This window comes from Streptomyces sp. 4F14, from assembly GCF_048159485.1.
Taxonomy (GTDB): Bacteria; Actinomycetota; Actinomycetes; order Streptomycetales; family Streptomycetaceae; genus Streptomyces.
This window is the reverse complement of sequence record NZ_JBLRVY010000049.1, coordinates 22,587-45,288: the sequence shown is the minus strand read 5'-3', so window position 1 is coordinate 45,288 and position 22,702 is coordinate 22,587. Positions and strand designations below refer to the sequence as shown.

At 72.6% G+C, this 22,702-nt stretch carries 17 protein-coding genes; 8 read left to right on the top strand and 9 right to left on the bottom strand.

Going from position 1 to position 22,702, the window contains the following annotated elements; all coding sequences use genetic code 11:
- Positions 1–4: 4 nt before the first annotated feature.
- From ACLZOT_RS47555 to ACLZOT_RS47540, 4 genes are all read left to right on the top strand, one after another.
- Positions 5–1,135 (top strand): ABC transporter ATP-binding protein, encoded by a 1,131-nt coding sequence (locus tag ACLZOT_RS47555; RefSeq protein WP_416975550.1) that lies wholly within the window; start codon positions 5–7, stop codon positions 1,133–1,135.
- Positions 1,135–2,049, top strand: coding sequence for an ABC transporter permease (locus tag ACLZOT_RS47550; RefSeq protein ID WP_416975540.1), 915 nt, complete (start codon positions 1,135–1,137; stop codon positions 2,047–2,049). Before ACLZOT_RS47555 ends, ACLZOT_RS47550 begins: the two co-directional genes overlap by 1 nt.
- Positions 2,050–2,841: an ABC transporter permease gene (locus tag ACLZOT_RS47545; RefSeq protein WP_416975539.1), complete on the top strand. Its 792-nt coding sequence runs from the start codon at positions 2,050–2,052 to the stop codon at positions 2,839–2,841. It abuts the gene before it with no gap.
- Positions 2,842–3,131: 290 nt separating this feature from the next.
- Entirely contained in the window at positions 3,132–3,584 is a 453-nt protein-coding gene (locus ACLZOT_RS47540) for a hypothetical protein (protein WP_416975538.1), read from the top strand.
- A 123-nt stretch (positions 3,585–3,707) separates the two neighbouring features.
- On the opposite strand, the gene ACLZOT_RS47535 is transcribed toward ACLZOT_RS47540, so the two are convergent.
- The 7 genes from ACLZOT_RS47535 to ACLZOT_RS47505 form a co-directional block, all read right to left on the bottom strand.
- Positions 3,708–5,306: a PucR family transcriptional regulator gene (locus ACLZOT_RS47535; protein WP_416975537.1), complete on the bottom strand. Its 1,599-nt coding sequence runs from the start codon at positions 5,304–5,306 to the stop codon at positions 3,708–3,710.
- 46 nt (positions 5,307–5,352) lie between these two features.
- Positions 5,353–6,204 (bottom strand): class I SAM-dependent methyltransferase, encoded by an 852-nt coding sequence (locus tag ACLZOT_RS47530; protein ID WP_416975536.1) that lies wholly within the window; start codon positions 6,202–6,204, stop codon positions 5,353–5,355.
- On the bottom strand, positions 6,201–7,799 hold the full coding sequence (locus ACLZOT_RS47525; RefSeq protein ID WP_416975535.1) for an AMP-binding protein: 1,599 nt from the start codon (positions 7,797–7,799) through the stop codon (positions 6,201–6,203). Before ACLZOT_RS47525 ends, ACLZOT_RS47530 begins: the two co-directional genes overlap by 4 nt.
- Positions 7,796–8,065, bottom strand: coding sequence for an acyl carrier protein (locus ACLZOT_RS47520; protein ID WP_416975534.1), 270 nt, complete (start codon positions 8,063–8,065; stop codon positions 7,796–7,798). Before ACLZOT_RS47520 ends, ACLZOT_RS47525 begins: the two co-directional genes overlap by 4 nt.
- Before the next feature lie 30 nt (positions 8,066–8,095).
- On the bottom strand, positions 8,096–9,289 hold the full coding sequence (locus ACLZOT_RS47515; RefSeq protein WP_416975533.1) for a ferritin-like domain-containing protein: 1,194 nt from the start codon (positions 9,287–9,289) through the stop codon (positions 8,096–8,098).
- A gap of 32 nt (positions 9,290–9,321) precedes the next feature.
- A complete protein-coding gene (locus ACLZOT_RS47510; RefSeq protein WP_416975532.1) occupies positions 9,322–11,361 on the bottom strand; it encodes a cytochrome P450 in 2,040 nt (679 codons plus the stop codon).
- An 87-nt stretch (positions 11,362–11,448) separates the two neighbouring features.
- A complete protein-coding gene (locus ACLZOT_RS47505) occupies positions 11,449–14,004 on the bottom strand; it encodes an ATP/GTP-binding protein (protein WP_416975531.1) in 2,556 nt (851 codons plus the stop codon).
- 276 nt (positions 14,005–14,280) lie between these two features.
- On the opposite strand from ACLZOT_RS47505, the gene gabT reads away from it, so the two are divergent.
- The 4 genes from gabT (at position 14,281) to ACLZOT_RS47485 (ending at position 19,057) form a co-directional block, all read left to right on the top strand.
- A complete protein-coding gene (gene gabT / locus ACLZOT_RS47500; protein ID WP_416975530.1) occupies positions 14,281–15,615 on the top strand; it encodes a 4-aminobutyrate--2-oxoglutarate transaminase in 1,335 nt (444 codons plus the stop codon).
- A 417-nt stretch (positions 15,616–16,032) separates the two neighbouring features.
- The gene (locus ACLZOT_RS47495; protein WP_416975529.1) at positions 16,033–16,881 is read left to right on the top strand and encodes an alpha/beta fold hydrolase; all 849 of its coding nucleotides are present in this window, start codon (positions 16,033–16,035) and stop codon (positions 16,879–16,881) included.
- 13 nt (positions 16,882–16,894) lie between these two features.
- Positions 16,895–17,539 (top strand): phosphatase PAP2 family protein, encoded by a 645-nt coding sequence (locus ACLZOT_RS47490; protein ID WP_416975528.1) that lies wholly within the window; start codon positions 16,895–16,897, stop codon positions 17,537–17,539.
- 72 nt (positions 17,540–17,611) lie between these two features.
- Positions 17,612–19,057 (top strand): aldehyde dehydrogenase family protein, encoded by a 1,446-nt coding sequence (locus ACLZOT_RS47485; protein ID WP_416975527.1) that lies wholly within the window; start codon positions 17,612–17,614, stop codon positions 19,055–19,057.
- 52 nt (positions 19,058–19,109) lie between these two features.
- Here ACLZOT_RS47485 and ACLZOT_RS47480 read toward each other — a convergent pair whose 3' ends face one another.
- Entirely contained in the window at positions 19,110–19,733 is a 624-nt protein-coding gene (locus ACLZOT_RS47480) for a hypothetical protein (protein ID WP_416975526.1), read from the bottom strand.
- Between the two features lie 34 nt (positions 19,734–19,767).
- The gene (locus ACLZOT_RS47475) at positions 19,768–22,623 is read right to left on the bottom strand and encodes a glycoside hydrolase family 3 C-terminal domain-containing protein (protein WP_416975525.1); all 2,856 of its coding nucleotides are present in this window, start codon (positions 22,621–22,623) and stop codon (positions 19,768–19,770) included.
- Between the last annotated feature and the right edge of the window lie 79 nt (positions 22,624–22,702).

Sequence of the window (22,702 nt, the reverse complement as noted above, 5' to 3'; positions counted from 1 at the left end):
GACGATGACAGACAACAGCGGCGACGTCCGCCTGCGCGGCATAGGCAAGACCTACGGCTCGTTCACCGCCGTGCACCCGCTCGACCTGACCGTCCCGCAGGGCTCGTTCTTCGCGCTCCTCGGGGCGTCCGGCTGCGGCAAGACGACGACCCTCAGGATGATCGCGGGCCTGGAGGAGCCGACCAGCGGCACCGTCCACCTCGGCGACCAGGACGTCACCCGGCTGCCGCCCTACAAGCGGCCCGTGAACACGGTCTTCCAGTCGTACGCCCTCTTCCCGCACCTCGACATCCACGAGAACGTCGCGTTCGGCCTCAGACGGCGCGGCATCAAGAGCGTGAGACAACAGGTCGACGACATGCTGGAACTCGTCCAGCTGGGCGAGCAGGCCCGTAAACGGCCCCACCAGCTCTCCGGCGGCCAGCAGCAGCGCGTCGCCGTCGCCCGCGCGCTCATCAACCACCCCAAGGTGCTCCTCCTCGACGAGCCCCTCGGCGCCCTGGACCTGAAGCTGCGCCGCCAGATGCAGCTGGAGCTCAAGCGCATCCAGACCGAGGTCGGCATCACCTTCGTGCACGTCACGCACGACCAGGAGGAGGCCATGACGATGGCCGACACGGTCGCCGTGATGAACGCGGGCCGCGTCGAGCAGCTCGGCGCCCCGGCCGACCTGTACGAGAACCCGCGCACGACGTTCGTCGCGAACTTCCTCGGCACCTCCAACCTCATCGAGGCCCAGGTCGCGAGCCGCAGCGGCGGCGAGGTCGTCCTCAAGGCCGGCGACGGCCGGATCGCCCTCCCCGAGGACCGCTGTCCGACGGGCGGCAAGGTCCTGATCGGCGTCCGCCCCGAAAAGGTCGCCCTCGCGCACGCGCACGAGGCGTCCACCGTCCCGGAGGGCCGCAACCGCCTGACAGGGACGATCGCCGACGCCAGCTTCATCGGCGTGTCGACGCAGTACGTGATCCGTACGGCCGTCTGCCCCGAGTTCGCGGTGTACGTCCAGAACGTCGACCGGGACGCACGCCTGATACCCGGCGCCGAGGTCGTCCTGCACTGGTCCCCGGCACACACCTTCGGCTTCGACGCGTCCCAGGACATCGACGCGGGCACCCAGGAAGAGGCGGCCGTCTGATGGCAGCCACCCTGACGGAACCCGAGAACGAGGCTCCCGCGCGCGGGCGCAGACGCGGCCGCTGGACGCCGTACTGGCTGCTGCTGCCCGGCATCCTGTGGCTGGTCGTGTTCTTCGCGCTGCCGATGATCTACCAGGCGTCGACGTCCGTGCAGACCGGCTCCCTCGAAGAGGGCTACAAGGTCACCTGGCACTTCGCGACCTACTGGGACGCCTTCCAGGAGTACTGGCCGCAGTTCCTGCGCTCGGTCCTGTACGCCGCCGCCGCGACCGTCCTGTGCCTGGTCCTCGGCTATCCGCTGGCCTACCTGATCGCGTTCCGCGCGGGACGCTGGCGCAACCTGATCATGGTCCTGGTGATCGCGCCGTTCTTCACCAGCTTCCTCATCCGCACCCTCGCCTGGAAGACGATCCTCGCGGACGGCGGCCCGGTCGTCGGCGCCCTCGACACCCTGCACGTCCTGGACGTCACGAACTGGCTCGGCTGGACGGCCGGCGACCGGGTCCTCGCGACGCCCCTCGCGGTGGTGTGCGGGCTGACGTACAACTTCCTGCCGTTCATGATCCTGCCGCTGTACACGTCCCTGGAGCGCATCGACGGGCGCCTCCACGAGGCCGCCGGGGATCTGTACGCGCGCCCGTGGACGACGTTCCGGAAGGTCACCTTCCCCTTGTCGATGCCGGGGGTCGTCTCCGGGACGCTCCTGACGTTCATCCCGGCGTCCGGTGACTACGTCAACGCCGAACTCCTCGGCTCGACCGACACCCGCATGATCGGGAACGTCATCCAGACGCAGTTCCTGCGCGTCCTGGACTATCCGACGGCCGCCGCGCTGAGTTTCCTCCTCATGGCCGCGATCCTGTTCATGGTCACGTTCTACATTCGCCGTTCCGGGACGGAGGACCTGGTCTAGATGTCCTGGCTCAAACGTCATCTCGTCGTCATCGCCGGATTGTGCACCCTCGCCTATCTGCTGCTGCCGAACGTCGTCGTCACGGTCTTCTCCTTCAACAAACCCAAAGGCCGCTTCAATTACGAGTGGCAGAACTTCTCCCTCGACGCGTGGAAAGACCCCTGCGGCGTCGCCGGAATGTGCGGATCACTCTCCACCAGCCTCCAGATCGCGTTCTGGGCGACCCTCGGCGCGACCGCGCTCGGCACGATGATCGCGTTCGCGCTGGTCCGCTACCGCTTCCGCGCCCGGGGCGCCGTCAACTCGCTGATCTTCCTGCCGATGGCGATGCCCGAGGTCGTCATGGCGGCCTCGCTCCTCACCCTTTTCCTCAACCTGGGCGCCCAGCTCGGTTTCTGGACGATTCTCATCGCGCACATCATGTTCTGCCTGAGTTTCGTCGTCACGGCCGTCAAAGCGCGCGTCATGTCGATGGACCCGCGCCTCGAAGAAGCCGCCCGCGATCTCTACGCCGGACCGGTCCAGACATTCCTGCGCGTCACCCTCCCCATCGCCGCCCCCGGAATCGCCGCGGGCGCGCTGCTCGCCTTCGCGCTCTCCTTCGACGATTTCATCATCACGAATTTCAACGCCGGTTCGACCGTCACGTTCCCCATGTTCGTCTGGGGCTCCGCACAGCGCGGCACACCCGTGCAGATCAACGTCATCGGCACCGCGATGTTCCTCGTCGCCGTCCTCCTCGTCCTGGTCTCCATGGCCGTCGGCAGACGCCGTAGCAGGCACCGGGTTTGACGTCCACGCGGTCCGGGTACAGCCTTTGCCGCTTCTGCGCCGACTGAGGTACGACCCACCCCGCGCGCGTGACGTACGGCGCCGGAACCGGCGGGTCCGTGCCCGGCCCTCCCGCCAGGGAGCGCGCCGAACAGGCCGGGGCCGTGCCCACCGGCGCGCGCGGGAGCGGAGAGCGGCGTGTGATCCGCTTCACTCAGGACGGCCCCCGAACTCGCGTAATGCTCACCGGAAAACCTCCCTCTCTTCCTCGTGACGCGACCGCGTCGACGACAGAAAGGGAGGTCTTCTCGATGACTGGGGCCAAGACAGCGGTCGAATGGCTGGCATCCGTCGCGCCCGACCCCGACGCCTGCCGGTGGGAATGGGAGCGCAACCCCCTCGGGGTCGCGCTGCTGCCCGCCGGACGCGCCTGGGACGTGCTCATCCTGCCGGGTGACCTCGGCCGTCCGACCCTCGACATCCTCACCCGCATCCTCGACCGGCCCGGCCCGGTCCTGGTCGACTTCGGCGACAACCGCATGGGCTTCTTCGTGCCGCCGGGCACCGCCGCGCGCTGGCTCGGCACCGGGATCCGCAGCGCCGGCAACGGCACCTGGATCGTCGTCCCGTACCCGGGCCGCTCCACCGGAAACGTCCGCTGGCTCGTGCCGCCGGACGGCACCGGCACGCTCAACGACCCGGCGCTCCTCGAACTCGCCATGCACGAGGCCGCCGCCGGGATCGCGGCCGGGGAGGACGGGTGATCACCGGCTGACCCGCCCGCGCGCACACCTCCGCGTCCCCCATTCCGGGGAGGGTGCCCGCACAGGAACGCACACGTCGGCCGCCCGTGCGGCCGACACGTCCGTACGGCTGGGTCCGTACGGCTACGAGGTGCTCGTCGCCTTGAGCGCGAGCCACAGCTCCATCCGCACGTCCGGGTCGTCCAGGGAGCGGCCCAGGATCTCCTCCACGCGGCGCATCCGGTAGCGCAGCGTGTGCCGGTGCACTCCGAGATCGGCGGCGGCCGCGTCCCACTGGCCGTGCCGGGAGAGCCACGCGCGCAGCGAGGCCACCAGGTCCCCCCGGCCCGTCGCGTCGTGCTCGTGCAGCGCCCGCAGGAGACCGTCCGAGAACGCCCGCACCGCGTCGTCCGCCAGGAGCGGCAGCACCGAGCCGGACGCCAGCTGGTCGTGCTCCACGAAGACCCTGCCCCGGCGCCGGGCCACCGACAGGGACTGCTCGGCCTGCGTGCGGCCGGTCGCGGCCGTACTGGGGCCCGCCGGGCCCGACAGGCCGATCACCAGGTCGTTCCCCTGAGCCGACCCGTCCGCCTCCACCTCCGCCGCGTACTCCACCGTCTCCGCCAGCGCCGCGCCGCCGTCCACCGCCACGGCCACCAGCCGCTCGCCCTCCGGGACCACCAGGACCGGTTCGCCCGCGCGGGCCGCCGCCGACTCCAGGACCTCCGCGAACTCCTCCAACGGGCCCTCGTCGTCCCCCGCGCGCACGCGCGAGGGCGCCGCCTCGGGGGCGGGCACCCGCGCGCCGGGACCCCGCTGCGCGACGACCACCCGGAACGGCGCGTCCAGCAGACCGGCGTACAGATCGCCCGCCACCGCGCGCGCGTGGTCCGGTTCGCCCGCCAGGAGCATCCGCAGGACCGCCGCGCCGATGCGCTGCTCGGCCGCGCGCAGGGAGCGGGAGCGTTCCGTCGTCAGGGTGAGGAGGGCGATCGCCGAGTGGACGGCGTACCGCTCGGCCGTGCCCGGGGCGGCGGCCGTGCCGACGGCGAGCGCCGCGCGCGGGCGGCGGCCCGTGCCCAGGGAGTGCAGCTCCACCCGGTCCTCGCCGTCGATCACCGAGGACGCCGGGGCGGGGCGCTCGCGCAGGCGCGCGACGTCCACCGTGAGGCGGGCCGCCCGGCGCCACGCCCACTCCGGGGCCGCCGCGACGACCGCGCCCGCCGCGTCGTACAGCGCCGCCCAGCCGTCCACCTGGGCCGCCAGCGCCGTCAGCAGGCCCTCCGGGCCCGCGGCGAGGGTCTGGCGGGTCAGCTCCCGCTGGGCCGCGAAGCCGTCCGTCACCGCGCGGTACTGGTCCGCCGCGATCGCCGCGGACACGGCCTTGCTGATCGCGATGAACGGCGTCCTGCGCGGCACCTCCAGCAGCGGCAGCCCCTCGTCGCGGGCCGCCTGGACGAGCGCCTCCGGGACGTCCTCGTAGTTGACGCCCACCGCGAACCCCAGCCCCACCACGCCCGCCTCCGCCAGCCGCCGCACGTACCGGCGCATCGCCGCCGGATCCTCCGCGTCCAGCTTCAGGGCCGTCACCAGCAGGAGTTCCCCGCCCTCCAGGTACTCCACCGGGTCCGGCAGCTCGCTCACATGCGCCCACCGCACCTGCACCCCGAGCTTGTCCTCCCCGGCGCGCACGACGAGCTTCAGCGCCGAGTGGTGGACGAGGGAGGCGAGGGTGGGGGGCATGGCGCCTTCACGGGGACGGGGAGGGGGTGGCAGTGCCGATTGTGCCTCAGCGGCACACCCTCCCGGCGCCGCGAGGCCGGACGTGGGCCCCGTACTGCGTCGGCCCGCTGACCCGCACCCCGCCCGCCAGGACGAGGTCCGTCAGGCGCCGCGGCAGGGCGTCGTCGAAGCGGATGCCGTCCGGCACCGGGACTCCGGCGGCCCGCAGCGGCCACTCGATCTCGCGGCAGGTGGTGGCGAGCCAGTCGAGGACCGCCGCCGAGCCGCCCCGGCCCGCCACCGGCACCCAGGTGGCCACCTCCGGCTCCGGGAGGCCCGCGTCGAGGAACGTCCGGGCGAGGCGGGGGCCGAAGTCGGGGACCGCGCCGCTCGCCAGGAACGGCCCGGGCCACAGCGCGTAGTACCGGTCCCACTCCGCCAGCGGCGGATCGGACGGCGCCGTGTTGGTGAAGTCCATCTCGTGCAGGACGACGACACCGCCCGGCTCCAGCAGCGAGGCCAGCCGGCGCAGCGCCGCCGCCGGATCGGGCAGGTACATGAGGATGTACCGGCCGACCACGACGTCGAACCTCTCCGGCCAGGTGAAGTCGCCGACGTCCGCGACCTCGTACCGCACCGACTCCGCGAACCCCGCCTCCCGCGCGCGCACGCGTGCGGCGCGCACGCTCCCCGGGTCGCGCTCGATCCCCACCACACGCCCGCCGGGCCCGACCAGACCGGCCGCCAGCAGAGCGACGTCGCCCGGCCCGGAGCCGAGGTCCAGGACGCTCATCCCGGGCCGCACCCCGGCCACGCGCAGGGTCCGTTCCGTGAACGGCGAGACCGCCGCGTCCTGGAGGGCGAGCCGCCGCCGCTCGCTCTGCGAGTGGCCCAGCAGATAGGCGCCGCCGCCTGTCACGAGGTGGCTCCCAGCCCGGTGCGGCGGCGTATCGCCTTGCCGCTCGACGTACGGGCGATACCGCCCCGCCGGACGAACACGATCTCGTCCGGCGTAATACCCAGCTCGGCCATCACGCGCGCGCGGATACGGCCGGACGCGGCCCGGCGGCCCTCCGCGTCACGCCGCGTCGTCTCGACGACGAGCCCGAGCCTGCCGCCGTCCTCGCTCCAGATCTGCTCGGCCAGCACCCCGTGCACCGGCAGTCCGGGCGTGTCCCGTACGACGGTCTCGATGTCGCTCGCCCAGTGGTTCGCGCCGAACACGATGATCACCTCCTTCGTACGCCCCACGACATACAGCTCACCGTCGTGCCACAGCCCCAGGTCACCGGTCGCCACCCAGCCGCCCGGCAGCAGAAGCCGGCGGCTCTCCCGCGGGTCCCGGTCGTACCCGCTGCCCGTGACGGACGCCCCCCGGACCTCGATGTCCCCGACCTCGCCGTCCGCGGCGGTGACCCGGACCTCGGTCCGCGCCACCGGCCGCCCCACGCTGACCAGTTCGCGGTACGGCCCGCCGCCGGGCGCCACCGGCACGTACCGCCCCCGGTTCAGCTCGTCCCGGTCCGCGCGCAGCACCTTCGTCGGCCGGCCGGCCGGCGGGAAGGCGACGGCCAAGGTCGCCTCCGCCAGCCCGTACGCCGGCAGGAAGACGTCCCGCGCCAGTCCGGCCGGCGCGAACCGCGCCACGAAGGCGTCCTGGAGCCGCCGGTCGACCGGCTCGGCGCCGTTCACCGCGATCCGCCACCGGGACAGGTCGAGCCCGGCCGACGGCCCCGTGCCGCGCCGCAGGACGTACCGGTAACCGGAGTCCGGGGCCATCGTGAACGTCGCCCCCAGCCGCCCCATCGCCTCGATCCACCCCCGCGGATCCCGCAAGTAGTCCTCGGGCGTCAGCAGATGGACGGCCACGTCGTGCAGCAGCGGCGTCAGGAAGGAACCGATCAGCCCCATGTCGTGGAAGAGCGGCAGCCAGGTGCAGCCCACGTCGTCCGAGGTGAGCCGGGTCCCCCGGGCGATGGCCTCCACCCCGGCCGCCACGTTCCCGTGACTGAGCACGACCCCCCGCGGCTCACTGCTGGTCCCCGACGTGTACTGCACCACCGCCGGATCGGACGCCTCCCGTACGACGTACGCCGTCCCCGCCTCGGCCACCTCCGGCACCAGCAGGACGTCGGCGTCCACGCCGAGCGCCGGGCGCGTCGCCGGAGCCGCCAGCACCGTCCGCACCCGCGAACGGCGCAGCGCCGCCGCCGTACGCCGCAGATAGGCGTCGGACGACCCGAACGGCGTCGGACCCGGCAGCGGCACCGCGACCGCGCCCGCCGCCAGCACCCCGAAGAACGCGCGCGCGAAGTCCACCGACGTCGGCAGGACGAGCCCGACCCGCTCACCCGGCTCCACCCCGCGCGCCAGCAGCCCCGCCGCCACCCGCCCCGCCTCGGTGAAGAGGTCGGCGTACGACAGGGACTCGCCGTCCCGGCCCCGGCGCAGCACGTGCAGCCCCCGCCCGGACCGCCGCGCGGCGACCTCGCCGAGCGCCGCGAACAGGGTCACGAGAGCGGGCCCGCTTCCGTGATCAGCCCGGAGACCGCGCCCACGAACTCCCGCACGGTGTTCGTCTCGAAGACGACGTGGTCCTCCACCTCGATGCCGTAGTGCTGCTCGATCTCCAGCACGATCTGCAGGGCGTGGATCGAGTCGAAACGGGGCAGGGAGCGCAGGTCGGCGTCCACGTCCACCTCCTCGACCGGGACGCGCAGTTGCTCGGCGACGATGCGGCTGACGGTGTGCTCGATGTCGGGGACAGGCAGCGGTGACATGGCGTGGAGGGTCCTGTTCTGTGGGCGGGGTCAGCGGGTCAGGTCGCGCAGCTTGGCCTTGATGTCGCGCGGCGCCTCCAGCGAGTCGTCGTCCGCCAGGAGCCGCACGATCGACATCACCTTGGCGTCCGCCGAGTCCACCGAGTCGCGCTGGATCGTCTCGATACGGCGGATGCCCGCCGAGGACGTGGAGTGCGGGTAGAACAGGCCCGCCGGATGCTTGACGCCCCCGCGCCGGTCCGCCAGCCAGATGTACGCCATGCGCAGCGCGGCCGTCCGGTGCGCCGGGTCGCCGTCGCACAGCTCCCGCAGGAACACCGAGAACGCCCGGCAGTGCCGGGCCTCGTCCCGCGCCAGCAGCCGCCAGATCTTCCGGATCACCGGCTCCGGCGCATGGGCCGCGAGCGCCTTGTACAGGGCGGACGCCCGCGACTCCGAGATCACGTTCATCATCAGGGTCGCCGAGCGCACATCGCCCTGCGGGTACGGCTCCCGCTTGTACAGCGCGTGCTTCGACCGCAGCTTCACCCCGATCCGGTCCAGGTAGCGGGCCTGGACCAGCGAGTGCCGGGACTCCTCCGCACCCCACTGCAACGCCCACGACGAGAAACTCGCCTCGCCCTGCCACTCCCGCAGGAAGTTGTGGGCGCCGGGCAGGGTGCCGAACTCGATCACGGCCGCCTCGGTGAGGAAGTCCACGGTCCGCTCGTCCAGCAGGCCGTGCTCGATCCGGTCCAGGTCGACCTCGGTCCAGTCCCAGCGGGTCGTCTCGAACCAGTCGAAGATCCGGTTGAACGTCATGTCGAGGTAGTAGTCGGTGTACAGGTCGTCCGTCATCAGCGCGCGGTGCGCCCGCAGCGCCAGTTCGGCCGAGGCGGTGAGCCCGGCGGGCGCCACCGCGGCGGACGGCACGATGTCCTCGACGTCCAGCGCCTCCGCCCAGGCCGGCACCGGGCCCGCCTGGACGGCCCCGACGACGTACACGCGGGTCCGGTCGAACCGCGCGTGCGCGCGTAAGGCCCGTACGGCGGGCAGCGGCTCGGCGTCCGCGTCGATCCACACCGCCGCGAGGTCGGCGGCCGGGTCGAACTCGTGCAGGTAGCGCTGCCAGCCGGCGTGCGCGGGCCGGTCCACGGCGACCTCGCCGAACGCGGGGACGGCCAGCGCCTCGGCGGGAGAGGCGGCCGCGGTGGGGGAGAGCAGGGCGATTCTGGACGTGGTCACGAGGAGCGGTCCTCTCTGGTGGGTCTGCCGCGTCAGCGCGTCCCCGTACTCGCGGCGGGGCCGAGGAGTACGGGCAGTTCCTCGACGCTGTTGCTGACGAACGAGGGCACGGGCCGGGCGGTCCACGTGCCGTCCTGTGCCGGCCGTACCCCGGGGAACCGGGTGAAGAACCCGGCCAGCGCCGTTTCGAGCTGGAGCCGCGCCAGGTGGATCCCGACGCAGAAGTGCGGGCCGTGCCCGAAGCCGAGGTGACCGGCCTGCCTGCGGCGTACGTCGAACCGGTCCGCGTCCGCCCCGTGGTGCGCCGGGTCGCGGCCCGCCGAACCGAACGACGCGAGGATGGCCTCACCCTGACGGATCGTTTCCCCTCCTACGACGACGTCCTCGACGGGATAGCGCATCGGGAACTGGTTCACCGCGCCGTTCCACCGCATCGTCTCCTCGACCACGGCACTCCACGCGACCTCCCCCGCGCGGGCGGCGGCGAGCTGCTCCGGGTGGGCGAGCAGGGCGCGGCAGGCGTTGACGAGGACGTTGATGACGCTCTGGTGGCCCGCGAAGAACATCAGCAGGATCATCCCGTGCAGCTCGCTGTCGCCGATCCGGTCGTGCGCCGCCAGCAGCACGCTGATCAGGTCGTCCCCGGGGTCCTCACGGCGCTCCGCGACGATCTCCCGCAGCAGCGCCTCGATCCGCCCGTCGAGCTCCACGACCTGTTCGGGGGTGTTGTTCGTCCGGGTCTGCATGCCCGTGAGCACATGCAGCAGACGCCGCTTCGGCCGCGGGACGCCCAGCAGGTCCGAGATGACGGCGGTGGGGATCGGGTAGGCGAACGCCTTGCGGAAGTCCACCGGCCGGTCCGCGGGCCGTACGGCGAGCCGGTCGAGGAGCGTGCCGACGAGCCGCTCCACCCCCGGGCGCATGGCCTCCACCCGGGCCGGGGTCAGCGCCTGGTCGACCAGCCCGCGCAGCCGCCGGTGGTCCGCGCCGTGCGCGTTGATGACACTGTCCGTCGAGACGAACCCGATCAGTGGCCATCCGTCCGGCACTTCACCCCGCTGCGCCGCTCCCCAGTGCTTCATCCCCTTCGCGATCCGGGGATCCGTCAGCACCCGGCGCAGGTCGTCGTGGTGCGGAATCGCCCACGCGCGTACGCCGCCGGGGAGCAGGACCGGTACGGCTCTGCCGGCCGCCCGCAGTCGGGCGTTCTCCGCGTGCTGGTCCGAACCGTCGACGTCCAGTGCGAACGGGCAGCGGGGCGCGTCGTCCAGGAAACGGGCCACGTCGGCGGCGAATTCCTCGTGTTCCTGGAACAGGAATCCGTGCCCGGCGTCGGGATATGTCCTCAGCGTGGAATGCGGTAGGTGTTCCGCGAGCAGGGCGCTTTTCCCGGCGGCGACCATGATGTCTTTTTCGCCGTGCGCTATGAAGGTCGGCTGGGTGATCGACGCGAGTTCCCGGACGGCCGACGGATCGTGCGCCCCCCAGGCCGCCGCCGCTTTCAGCTGGGCTCGCCAGGAGGGTTCGGCGACGCCCGCGCTCCGGCCCACCCGGCGGACGTACTCCACACCCTGTGCCCGGCCCTCCGGGGTCGGCGGGAAGAACAGGTGGACGAGGTCCTTGGGGCTGACCCGCTCTTTGGTGATGACCTCCCTGACCCGGCCCTGAGCGGCGAGATCCTCGCCGGACCCGCGCGCAGAGGTGCCCGCCAGGACCAGGCGGCGTACGAGGCCCGGCCGTGTGCGTGCCAGTGTCTGGGCCACGTAGCCGCCCAGGGAGAAGCCGAGGACGTCGACCTCGGTCAGCCCCAGCGACGCCGTGAACCCGGCGATTCCCTCCGCCATGGCCGCGACCGTGTCCGGGGTCGTTCCGCCCGACAGGCCGATTCCCCGGTTGTCGGGGACGATCACCTCGCGGTCCGCCGCGAGCCTTTCGAGGAGAGCCGGGTCCCACAGGTCGATATCGGCGCGGAAATGGGACAGGAGCAGCAGGGGCGGTGTTTCTCCGGTGCTGCCGAGTCGGACGTACGCGTAACGAAATCCGTCGGAGGAAAGGGCGAAGAGTTTTTCCATGAAAACCTTCGTCGCTGCGACACGGGTGGCGGTAAATGCACGAGTGATAACGAAACGGTAACCCTGGCTGTGATCGCGTGTCAACGATCAGTATTGGCCAGCGACCTGACCCCGCCGCAGGTCCACCAGCATCGGCGGCGCGTGCTCGCCGGACACGCTCGTCAGGGACAGCACCGCGTGCCCCGGCGGGATCTCGTGGGCCAGCTGGGAGGCCGACCAGCGTTCGCGCTCGACCTGGCGGACGGTGACCGCGTCGGTGGTGACGGCCTTGCCGGTGACGAGTTTGCGCAGGGCGTGGATCGCGCGGGTCATCGGCTGGTCGGCGAAGACCGTGTGCTTGGCGACCTCGGTCGTCTCGACCCACTCCGTGCCCCAGGTCTGGGCGAACCGGTTGCCGTCCCACGTGGTGACACCCGCGTACGCCATCCGGCAGCCCACGGCGCCGTACAGCGGCCCGTGCAGGGCCTCCGGGACGTCACCGACGCTCCGCAGCGCCAGCACCACGCCCGCGTCCCGCGAACGCAGCCGCTGGATGTGCCGCACCGACTCCGCGGTGACCGTCCCGGTCGCGTCGTCCAGCACGAGGCAGGCGAAGTGGGCTCGGCGGCTTTCCCGGGCGACCGCGTTGAACTGGGCGAGCACCAGGCGGGTGAGGACGCGGCCGGCCTCTTCGTGCCCGCGCGCGGGGAGGTCGATACGGACGCGGAGGGGGTGATCGGCGAGGGCGCGGAGGGAGAAGGCGCGGTGGGGGGTGGGGTTCGCGGGCGCGTGCTGGGGGGTGCCTCCCGCGCGGTACGCGTCTGTGGGCCGGCCGCCCTCCCCGCGCGGGTGGGCGCCGGGGGCGCCGTACGCGTCCCCGCTCCCCCCGAGGAACTCCGCGAACACCGGGCGGCTCAGCAGCGCCAGCCGGTCCGCCAGCGCGCGTCCCGCGTCGCCGGGGGCGCCGGTCTGGCGGATCCGTGCGTCCAGTTCGCGGCGCATGACCTCGTCCCCGGCGAGAGCGTCGCGCAGGGCCGCCACCGCCTCGGGGCTCTCCAACAGCTCGCGCAGGGCGGGGAGGGTCGGGAAACGGCCGTGTACGGCCCGGTAGGGGCCCAGGAGCTGGGCGAGGGCCGTCGTGGCCTGCGGGGCGCCCAGGTCGCCCACGAGGGCCTCGGAGAGGATCGCGGCGGCCTCGTCGGGGTCGTCGGAGCCGGCGTACGGGTCGAGGTCGTGGACGGAGGACGGGTCGCCGAGGCGGACGACGACGTCGAAGTGGTCGTCGGAGCCGAGGGGGGCGCCCGCCGAGGACACGGCGACGACCGCGCACGCGCCCGTGAGCGCGCGCAGGGCCAGCGCCTCGGTCACCGGCTCGATCAGCGTGCGCGTCTTCCCGGAACCGGACGGGCCGACCGCCAGCAACGAGGTCCCCAGCACGTCCGCCCCGAGCGCGGCCCCCGCGTCCCGGTAGGGCAGCGGCGCCCGCTCGGCCGACACCCACCGCCCGATCCGGACCTGCCCGGCGAGCAGGTCGTGCGCCGCGCCGCGCCTCGGCAGGTCCCGCGCGCCCGAGGGATGCGTCCAGGCCGCGCCCCCCTGCCGCAGCACCGTCTCCCGGAACGCCCCCAGCGAGGCGCCCGCGCGCGCGAGGCCGAACGCGTGCTCCACGCGCGCGCAGTCGACGTCGTTCATCCGCCCCGCCGCGACCTCCCCGCTCAGCAGATCGGCCGCCTCGCCCTGCCCGGCGTCCCGCAGAGCGGGCCACTGCGCGCGCGGGCGCTCAACGACGACCTGCGCCGGAGCCTCACCCCTGCGCGCGGCCAGCAGCTCCTTCGCGTACGGCCACCAGCCCCCGACCTTCGCGAACGGCCACACCACCAGGGCGGTGATCACCGCGTACAGCGAGTCGGTGAACAGGGCCGACGTGAACAGCTCGTAGCTCCCGGAGATCAGCACGATCAGCGAGAACAGCGGGTCGACGACCGGCAGCGAGTCCCAGCCGACCAGCGGGAACGCGTCCGGGAACACGAAGCTGAGCACCACCAGGGCCGCGATCAGCGCGTACACCGCGCGCGCGGGCTGCGGACGGCGCCCGATGAAGTGCCGTACGGCGTCCGGCCAGCTCCCCAGCCGGCCCATCGTGTACATGAGGACGGCGAAGAACAGCCCGTCGTACACGACCCGCGCCTCCGCGCCCTCCATGGTCTTCGCGGAGGCCATCGTCCCGCCCCACCACCAGTCGCCCGGCGTGAACAGCCGCAACACGGTGAACTGGTACGGGAACGAGCCGCGCCGCCACAGCGACCACAGGACGAGCGCGACGACCAGCGGGATCAGCAGGCCGACGACGGTGACGGGGGAGAGGCGCTCGCCGTCCTTCGAGGTGTCCTCGGGGGGCCGGAAGCCGAAGCGCCAGATGCCGGGGCGGGCTTCGGGGCGGGGGGTGTCGAGCCACTCGGCGACGGGGCTGGGGGCGGGGGGCTGCTTGTCGTACGAAGCGCCGGGCTCGTACGCGCTGTACGCGCCGGGCGCGCTGGGTGTGCCCGACACGCCGGGCGCGTGGGTCGGCCGGGGCGGCATCCCCGCACCCTCCGGGGGCCCCGCCGGGCGCGGCACAGGGCTCGCATGCGTACCGCGCGCGTCCTGCGTCCCGTCGCTGTTCATCGCCCTGCCCCCTGACCAGCCGCTCCAAGCACCATCAGTCGTCAATCTAACGCGCCCGCAAAGGGAGTTCACCGCTCCCGCGCCAGGCCGCGCCGACAGTGCCGTCCGCTGTCACTGTCCACGGCGGACAACGTGCCGCCCGGAAGGCGCCCACATGGAGCATGCCCAGCTTGTCGCGCCCGTCCTAACCTGCGAGAAAACGGGCGCGGGTACGCGTCACCCCCGGTGGGACCCGCCCCGTACGCATCACCCGGTTCGCAACCCCTAGGAGCCCCCATGACCGACCTCCCGCAGGAGCGCCGGATCGTCACCGCGATTCCCGGCCCCAAGTCGCAGGAGCTTCAGGCCCGTCGCCTCGCCGCCGTCGCGCAGGGCGTCGGTTCGGTGCTGCCGGTGTTCACCGCGCGCGCGGGAGGCGGGATCGTCGAGGACGTCGACGGCAACCGGCTGATCGACTTCGGCTCCGGGATCGCGGTGACCAGCGTCGGCGCGTCCGCCGAGGCCGTCGTCCGGCGCGCGAGCGCGCAGCTCGCCGACTTCACCCACACCTGCTTCATGGTCACGCCGTACGAGGGGTACGTCGAGGTCGCGGAGGCGCTCGCGGAGCTGACGCCGGGGGAGCACGCGAAGAAGAGCGCGCTGTTCAACTCGGGCGCGGAGGCGGTCGAGAACGCCGTCAAGATCGCGCGGGCGTACACGAAGCGGCAGGCGGTCGTCGTCTTCGACCACGGCTACCACGGCCGGACCAACCTGACGATGGCCCTGACGGCCAAGAACATGCCCTACAAGCACGGTTTCGGGCCCTTCGCGCCCGAGGTCTACCGGGTGCCCGTCGCGTACGGCTACCGCTGGCCCACCGGCCCCCAGAACGCGGGCCCCGAGGCCGCCGCGCAGGCCATCGACCAGATCTCCAAGCAGGTCGGCGCCGACAACGTGGCCGCGATCATCATCGAGCCGGTGCTCGGCGAGGGCGGCTTCATCGAGCCCGCGAAGGGCTTCCTGCCGGCGCTGAGCAAGTTCGCGGCCGACAACGGGATCGTGTTCGTCGCGGACGAGATCCAGTCCGGGTTCTGCCGCACCGGCCAGTGGTTCGCCTGCGAGGACGAGGGCATCGTCCCCGACCTGATCACCACCGCGAAGGGCATCGCGGGCGGGCTGCCGCTCGCCGCCGTCACCGGCCGCGCCGAGATCATGGACGCCGCCCACGCGGGGGGCCTCGGCGGCACCTACGGCGGCAACCCCGTCGCCTGCGCGGGCGCGCTGGGCTCCATCGAGACCATGAAGGCCCTCGACCTCAACGCCCGCGCGAAGGCGATCGAGGCGACGATGAAGGCCCGGCTGCTCGCCATGGCCGACAAGTTCGACGTCATCGGCGACGTACGCGGGCGCGGCGCGATGATCGCCATCGAGCTGGTCAAGGACCGGGCCACCAAGGAGCCGAACCCGGAGGCCACGGGGGCTCTCGCCCGGGCCTGCCACCAGGAGGGGCTGCTGGTCCTGACCTGTGGAACGTACGGAAACGTCCTGAGGTTCCTGCCTCCGCTCGTCATCGGCGACGACCTGCTCAGCGAGGGCCTCGACATCATCGAGGGCGCCCTCGCGGCCATCTGACGGGCGTGTGAAGAAGGTGTGCGGGGAGGATGGCGGCTCCGGGTTCGGCCTGTTCCCGGGGCGGGAGCTGCCGTAGTTTCTCTCGTGATGAGAGATACACCCGCCCACGGGAGACCGCGGACGGTGCCGGGCCGGGGCCTCCCCAGCTTCGACCTGGTCGTGCCTCGCGCACACATCCGGTGCCACTGGCTCCGGAATCTCCTCACCGATCGGACCGTCGCCCGCCCCAAACCCCCCGGGGCGGCGGCACCCCGATCCGGACGGCCGTCCCGGAACCACCCCCCCCTGTTCCGGGATGGCCGACCTCCTTCAGAGGTGCGAACCACTTGCAGGGCCCCGGTTCTCGAATCGGGGCTTCTTTTTCGGGCGGGTGACGATACGATACGTCTCGTCTCGTCAACCGATTCTGGAGATCCCATGGAACGTTCCGTCGACGTCGCCCCCGAAACCCGCCTCTGGGCCGAGGAACGCGGCGACCCCCACGCGCCCCCGCTCCTGCTCGTCATGGGCGCCCAGGCGTCCGGCCTCGGCTGGCCCGAGCCCTTCGTGGACCTCCTCGCCGCCCGCCACCGCGTCATCCGCTACGACCATCGCGACACCGGCCGCTCCACCTGGGGGTTCGACGAGCGGCCGTACCCGATCACCGCGCTCGCGCGGGACGCCGTCGCCGTGCTGGACGCGTTCGGGGTCTCGCGCGCGCACGTGGTGGGACTGTCGCTCGGCGGGATGCTGACGCAGCTCCTGCTCGCCGACCACCCCGAACGGCTGCTCAGCGCGACGCTCATGGGCACGAGCGCGCTCAGCGAGACGCCGTACGCGGGCGGGGAGCTGCCCGGCATCGAACCCGAGGTGCTCGCGCTGTGGGCGAAGGCCGTGCCGGACGACCTGACGCTCGACCAGGAGCTGGACCGGCGCGTCGAGCACTGGCGCGCGTTGCACGGGGGGCTGCTGCCGTTCGACCCGGCGTACTACCGCGCGCTGGAGGGGGCGATCATCGCGCACACCGGCCACCACCGGGTGAACACCGCGCACGGGCGCGCGGACAGCGACGGGATGCTCCGTACGGACGCGCTCGCGCGCAACACCGTGCCGACGCTGGTGATCGAGGCGCCGGCCGAGCCGGTGTTCCCGCCGCCGCACGCCCGGCATCTCGTGCAGGTGGTCGGGGGCGCGCGGCCGGTGGAGGTGCCCGGCATGGGGCACGCGCTGCCGCCGGAGGTGTGGGGGGCGTTGGCGAAGGCGGTCCTGGAGCACACGGCTTCTTGAGAAGCTTGAACCCATGTCGATCAGTGCCCGTCTCCTCGCCGTACCCGCCCTCCTGCTGGCCCTGTTCACCTGGCAGGTGGCCGACGGCGGGCCGCTGCTGCGGTGGGACGAGCGGCTGAGTTCGGCGCTGCGGCATCCCGACCGGTTCTCCGAACTTCTCTCGGATCTCGGGAACGTCCCGGTGGCGCTGCCCGTTCTGCTGGTAGTGGCGGGATACGTGGCCTGGCTGGGGCGCCGGGCGGGCGAACCGCGGTGGTGGGGACCCGCCGCGGCGGCCCTGACGGCGATGGCGCTGGTGCCGCTGATCGTCGTACCGCTGAAGATCTGGACCGACCGTCCGGGCACCCCGGCGGTACCCCCGGCGACGGGGTACTTCCCCTCGGGGCACACGGCGACGGCGATGATCGCCTACGGCGGCGCGGTGCTGGTGCTGCTGCCGTGGCTGACGCCGGGGCGGGCGCGGCGTACGGCGGTCGGCGTCGCGGTCGTGCTGGTGGCGGCCGTGTCGTACGGGCTGGTGCGGCGCGGGTACCACTGGCCGCTGGACGTGGCCGCGAGCTGGTGCCTCGGGGCGGTGCTGCTCGGGGCGTTGCGGCTGGCCGTCGTCCGGATCGGTGCGCCGAAGCGGAGTGTGGGCGTCTCGCACTCGGACGCGTAGGACAAACGCCTGACCGGGCGCCCGGCTCTACGGTGGAGAGTGACTGTCGACTTTGCGGAAGGGCGCCCGACGATGACTTCCACCCACGCCTTCTGGCTGGCCGGCCGCGCGGCCACCGGCGAGGACACCTTCGACGTGACGTCCCCCTGGGACGGGCGGCTCGTCGGCAAGGTGAGCGTGCCGACCGACGCGCAGGTCGAAGAGGCCGTGGCCGCCGCGTACGCCGTACAGGGCGAGTTCGCCGCGACCCCGGCGCACGTCAGGGCCGCCGCGCTCGACCACGTCAGCAAGCGGCTCGCCGAGCGTGCCGAGGAGATCGCCCAGCTGATCTCCGCCGAGAACGGCAAGCCGGTCAAGTGGGCGCGCGGCGAGGTCGGGCGCGCGGTGTCGGTGTTCCGGTTCGCCGCCGAGGAGGCCCGCCGGTTCAACGGCGGCGAGGCGCAGCGGCTCGACACGGACGCGGGCGGGCAGGGGCGGCTGGCGCTGACGCGTCGCTTCCCCAAGGGCGTGGTGCTGGGCATCGCGCCGTTCAACTTCCCGCTGAACCTGTGCGCGCACAAGGTAGCCCCCGCCATCGCGGCCGGTGCGCCGATCATCCTGAAGCCCGCCCCGGCCACCCCGCTCTCCGGTCTGATCATCGGCGATCTCCTCGCCGAGACCGACCTCCCCGCCGGCTCCTGGTCGATCCTGCCGGTCTCCAACGACCGCATGCCCGCCCTCGTCCAGGACGAGCGGCTCCCCGTCATCTCCTTCACCGGCTCCGAGAAGGTCGGCTACGCGATCATGGACAGCGTGCCGCGCAAGCACTGCACGCTGGAGCTGGGCGGCAACGGCGCGGCGGTCGTCCTCGCGGACTGGTCCTCCGACGAGGACCTCGACTGGGCCGCGACCCGCATCGCGACCTTCTCCAACTACCAGGGCGGCCAGTCCTGCATCTCCGTCCAGCGGGTCATCGTCGACGCGGCCGTGTACGACCGGCTGCTCCCGCGCGTCATCGCGGCCGTCGAGGCCCAGGTGACCGGCGACCCCGCCGACGCGTCCACCGACGTCGGCCCGCTGGTCAGCGAGGACGCGGCCAAGCGGGTCGAGTCCTGGGTCGACGAGGCGGTCGCGGCGGGCGCTTCGCTGCTGGCGGGCGGCAAGCGGGACGCGGCGTCCTACGCGCCGACGGTCCTGGCGGGCGTCCCCGCCGATACGACCCTCGCGCGCGAGGAGGTCTTCGGGCCGGTCCTGTCGATCCAGAAGGTCGACGGCGAGGAGGCCGCCTTCGACGCCGTCAACTCCTCCAAGTACGGCCTCCAGGCGGGCGTCTTCACCCACGACGTCCAGGCCGCGTTCCGCGCGCACCGGGCCCTTGAGGTCGGCGGCGTGATCATCGGCGACGTGCCGTCGTACCGGGCGGACCAGATGCCGTACGGCGGGGCGAAGTTGTCCGGGGTGGGCCGGGAGGGCGTGAAGTTCGCGATGGAGGACTACACGTACGAGCGGGTGCTGGTGCTGACGGGGCTGGCGCTCTGAGGAACGCGGATGTTCTGCCGGCCGGGGTCTTGCTAATGGGAACCATTTTCACCTAAAGTCGTTCCTGGCGCTGACCCGCCGTCCTATGAAGAGGCCCGGCACCGATGCCTTCCGGTGCCGGGCCCTTCTGTTCGATGGCCTCGCGCGCAGGGAAGACGAGCGCCGCAGCCTTGCTCCCGGCTGCCGGCGAGAGACCGAACCACCTCGCGAACTGGTCCGGAAAGACCTGGACCTTGAGCTCCTTGCCGTCCTCCCGCAGAAGCTCGCGGCGGTCGGCGAGCAGGGCGGCGGTGACGCGTGCGTCCTGCGTCGGATGCAGGGCCTCGCCGTCCCGGAGCCCATCCCGCGCGGTGTCGAACCACCCCAACGCGTTGAGCAGTCCGAGCCCGATCGCCGCCGAGGGCCAAGGCAGGACGTCCACGCCACCGTTGCCGTCGGAGCGGACGAACACACGGTCGTTGGCGAGGAGTCGGAACCCGCTTCGGCTCGCCAGAGCCAGTGCGGTGGCCGTCTTGCCCGCCCCCTTGTGCCCGAACGCCAGCACCGACCGCCCGAGTTGATCCGTCACAGCCGAGGCATGCGGCACCGACCAGCCCGCCCGCAACAGAACACCCCGCATCACCTCACGGGCCAGGCGGGCGGTGGCGAGGGCGACGGGCTCGACTGCCGACGACATCCGGCTCGACGACCTCGCCGAGTACGTCGCGTACTCAGCCGGAGAAGCCGACGTGCGCGAGCCGCAGTGAGCCGCGCAGCCTCACGTGGACGTCGTGGATGCTGGCGAGGGCGAGAGGGGCCGTCAACTCGGTGTAGGCGTACGGGGATTCGGTGGGCGAGGAGAGACGGAGGACGGTCTGGGTGCCGCCCGCCTCCAGGGTCAGTTCTCCCTCGCCGGACACCTCCGCCGTCACCCGCGTCGCCCCCGAGCCGAAGTCGCAGTTCCGGTAGACCAGTTGGGCCGCTCCTGAGGCGCCCGGAGTCACCGAGTCCCCGGACCGTTTCGTGCGGTCCACGATCTCCGCGCCGCTCTGCTCGTCGAAGTCGGCGGCGGACAGGCCGTGCTGGAGGACGGGACGGGGCGCGGCGGGCTCGCCGTCGAGGGTGAGGGTCGTACGCAGGCGGATGTCGGCGCTGGACGTACCGGCGAGGAGGTCGTACTCGCCGGGGTCGAGGCGCCAGGACCCGCGGGCGACGTCCCAGAACTCGAAGGCGGACAGGGGGACTTCGAAGGAGACGGAAGTGCGGGCCCCCGGTGCGAGGGTGATGCGCGTGTGGGCCAGCAGCTCCCGCCGGGGGCGGGGGACCGTCGGGTCGACGGCGCGGGTGTAGAGCTGGGGGACCTCGTCGGCCGTGACGTCGCCGGTGTTGGTGACGGAGAAGGCGACCTGGACGGCCGTGTCCGTCGCCTCGGCCTTCAAGTCGCCGTAGGAGAAGGACGTGTAGGACAGGCCGTGCCCGAAGGGGTAGAGGGGGGTGCCCTCGAAGTAGAGGTATGTCTGACGGCTGCCGACGATGTCGTAGTCGAGGAGGTCGGGGAGGTCCGCGTCGGACGCGTACCAGGTCTGGGGGAGCCGCCCGGCGGGGGAGACGTCGCCGGCGAGGACACGGGCGAGGGCGGTGCCGGCCGCCTGGCCGCCGTGGGCGGTCCACAGCACCGCGGGCAGCGGGCCGGGTTCGAGGGCGTACGGGTAGGACGAGGTGAGGACGAGGACCGTACGCGGGTTCGCGGTGCGCGCGACGGTCAGCAGGCGGGCCTGCTGCTCGGGGAGGGCGAGGGTCGAACGGTCCTCCGTCTCACGGCCGTTGATGTGCGGGTCGTTGCCCGCGATCACCAGCGTGACGTCCGCCTCGGCGCAGACCCGGGCCACCGCGTCCTCGCCGCGCTCCACGACCACGAGTTCGAAGACTTCCGGATCTTCGTCGGCAACCTTCAGTCCGTCGGCGGAGACTCGGACGTGCAGACCTGTGCCGATGTGACGGAGGAGGTGGCCGTTCCCGTGCTCCTTCCCGTGATCCTTCTCGTGGGGTTCGAGGCGGAACGTCTCCTGAACGACCCACCCGCCCGGCTGATCGGCGGACGCGCGCAGGTACCCGTCCTCGGCGACGGACAGGTACCGCCCGTCGGGCGCGCGCAGCGTGAGGACGCCGTCGCCCCAGTCGACGAGGGCGAGTTCGGTGCCGCCGTCGGAGGACACCGTCAACGGGGGGATATCCGTACGCCCCTTGAGGAGCGCCGGGTCCAACGCCCCCTCTGCGCCGCGCACTTCGTCGTCCGACTCGGTCGCCGGGACGGTCAGGTACGCCCCCGTCGACGTCTTCAGCAGGACCCGGTCGACGCCCTCCACGAACTGCACGCGGTCCGCCCCGAACCGCTCGTACAGCCCCTCCAGCGGAGTCGAGCGGTGGATCAACGTGCCGCTGTACCAGTCGAGTTTGCACTCGTCGGCGAGCAGGCCGACGACCGCGATCCGGGTGTCGGGGGCCAGCGGCAGCATGCCGTCGTTGCGCAGCAGGACGACCGCCTGCTCGGCCGCCTCCTGCGCGAGGGCGCGGTGCTCCGGGGTGTCGAAGGCGGCGCCGGACGCGTACGGGTCGGCCTCGGGGTCGAACTCGCCGAGCCGGAACCGGACGGAGAGCTGGCGCCGTACCGCCTCGTCGACGTCCTTCTCCGTCAACAGGCCCTGTTCCAGCGCCCCGTTGACGCGCTCGACGGTCTTCGTGGCGTCCGTGCCGTGGTCGGTGAAGCTGTCCACGCCCGCGAGGATCGCCGCCGCCGTGGACTCCTCGTACGTGTCGAAGTAGTGCTCAGGATCGACCAGGTTGGAGGGCGCGCAGGCGTCCGAGCAGACGAACAGCTCGTCGTCCGTCCAGGTGCGCAGGTGGTCGTCGATGTACGGGGAGACGTGGTTGGGGCGGCCGTTGACCAGGTTGTACGCGGGCATCACCCCGGCCACCGCACCCGCCTCGACCGTGGCGCGGAAGGCGCGGAAGTCGTACTCGTGCAGGACGCGCGGACGTACCGAGGACGACGAGACGTCGCGCCGCGTCTCGTTGTTGTGGGCCAGCCAGTGCTTGAGGACCGGCGCCGTGCGCCAGTACACGGGGTGGTCGCCGCGCAGGCCGTGCGTGAACGCCGTGGCGATCGCCGAGGTGAGGCGCGGATCCTCCGAGTAGCCCTCCTCGTTGCGGCCCCACAGCGGGTGGCGCAGCAAGTTCACCACCGGCGCCCACACGTTGAGGCCCACCCGGTCGTCGTGCGCGCTCATCGCCCGCGTCTCCTCGGCGACCGCCTCGGCCACCCGGCGCACCAGCTCCGGGTTCCAGGTCGCGCCGAGGCCCACCGCCTGCGGGAAGACGGTCGCCGGGCCCATCCAGGCGACGCCGTGCAGCCCCTCCTGCCCGGTGCGGAACGCGGCGATGCCCAGCCGCTCGACGGCCGGGGCGTACTGGTGCAGGAACGCCACCTTCTCGTCCCGCGTCAGACGCGCGAGCAGGTCGTCGATGCGCTTCGCGAACGGCAGGCGCGGATCGCGGAACGGCGGCGTGGCGGGCGTGGATGCGGTCACGTGGAGTTCCCTTTGCGGTGGACCGGAGCGGCTCTTTCGAAGCGCTTCGATGCTCAGTGGGCGGCGGTGCGGGTGTCAA

What these genes read in the sequence shown, in the direction of transcription:
- ACLZOT_RS47555 (WP_416975550.1), top strand. Translation starts at nt 5, where the DNA reads ATGACAGACAACAGCGGCGACGTCCGCCTGCGCGGCATAGGCAAGACC.
- ACLZOT_RS47550 (WP_416975540.1), top strand. Translation starts at nt 1,135, where the DNA reads ATGGCAGCCACCCTGACGGAACCCGAGAACGAGGCTCCCGCGCGCGGG.
- ACLZOT_RS47545 (WP_416975539.1), top strand. Translation starts at nt 2,050, where the DNA reads ATGTCCTGGCTCAAACGTCATCTCGTCGTCATCGCCGGATTGTGCACC.
- ACLZOT_RS47540 (WP_416975538.1), top strand. Translation starts at nt 3,132, where the DNA reads ATGACTGGGGCCAAGACAGCGGTCGAATGGCTGGCATCCGTCGCGCCC.
- ACLZOT_RS47535 (WP_416975537.1), bottom strand. Translation starts at nt 5,306, where the DNA reads ATGCCCCCCACCCTCGCCTCCCTCGTCCACCACTCGGCGCTGAAGCTC.
- ACLZOT_RS47520 (WP_416975534.1), bottom strand. Translation starts at nt 8,065, where the DNA reads ATGTCACCGCTGCCTGTCCCCGACATCGAGCACACCGTCAGCCGCATC.
- ACLZOT_RS47510 (WP_416975532.1), bottom strand. Translation starts at nt 11,361, where the DNA reads ATGGAAAAACTCTTCGCCCTTTCCTCCGACGGATTTCGTTACGCGTAC.
- ACLZOT_RS47505 (WP_416975531.1), bottom strand. Translation starts at nt 14,004, where the DNA reads ATGAACAGCGACGGGACGCAGGACGCGCGCGGTACGCATGCGAGCCCT.
- gabT (WP_416975530.1), top strand. Translation starts at nt 14,281, where the DNA reads ATGACCGACCTCCCGCAGGAGCGCCGGATCGTCACCGCGATTCCCGGC.
- ACLZOT_RS47495 (WP_416975529.1), top strand. Translation starts at nt 16,033, where the DNA reads ATGGAACGTTCCGTCGACGTCGCCCCCGAAACCCGCCTCTGGGCCGAG.
- ACLZOT_RS47490 (WP_416975528.1), top strand. Translation starts at nt 16,895, where the DNA reads ATGTCGATCAGTGCCCGTCTCCTCGCCGTACCCGCCCTCCTGCTGGCC.
- ACLZOT_RS47485 (WP_416975527.1), top strand. Translation starts at nt 17,612, where the DNA reads ATGACTTCCACCCACGCCTTCTGGCTGGCCGGCCGCGCGGCCACCGGC.
- ACLZOT_RS47480 (WP_416975526.1), bottom strand. Translation starts at nt 19,733, where the DNA reads ATGTCGTCGGCAGTCGAGCCCGTCGCCCTCGCCACCGCCCGCCTGGCC.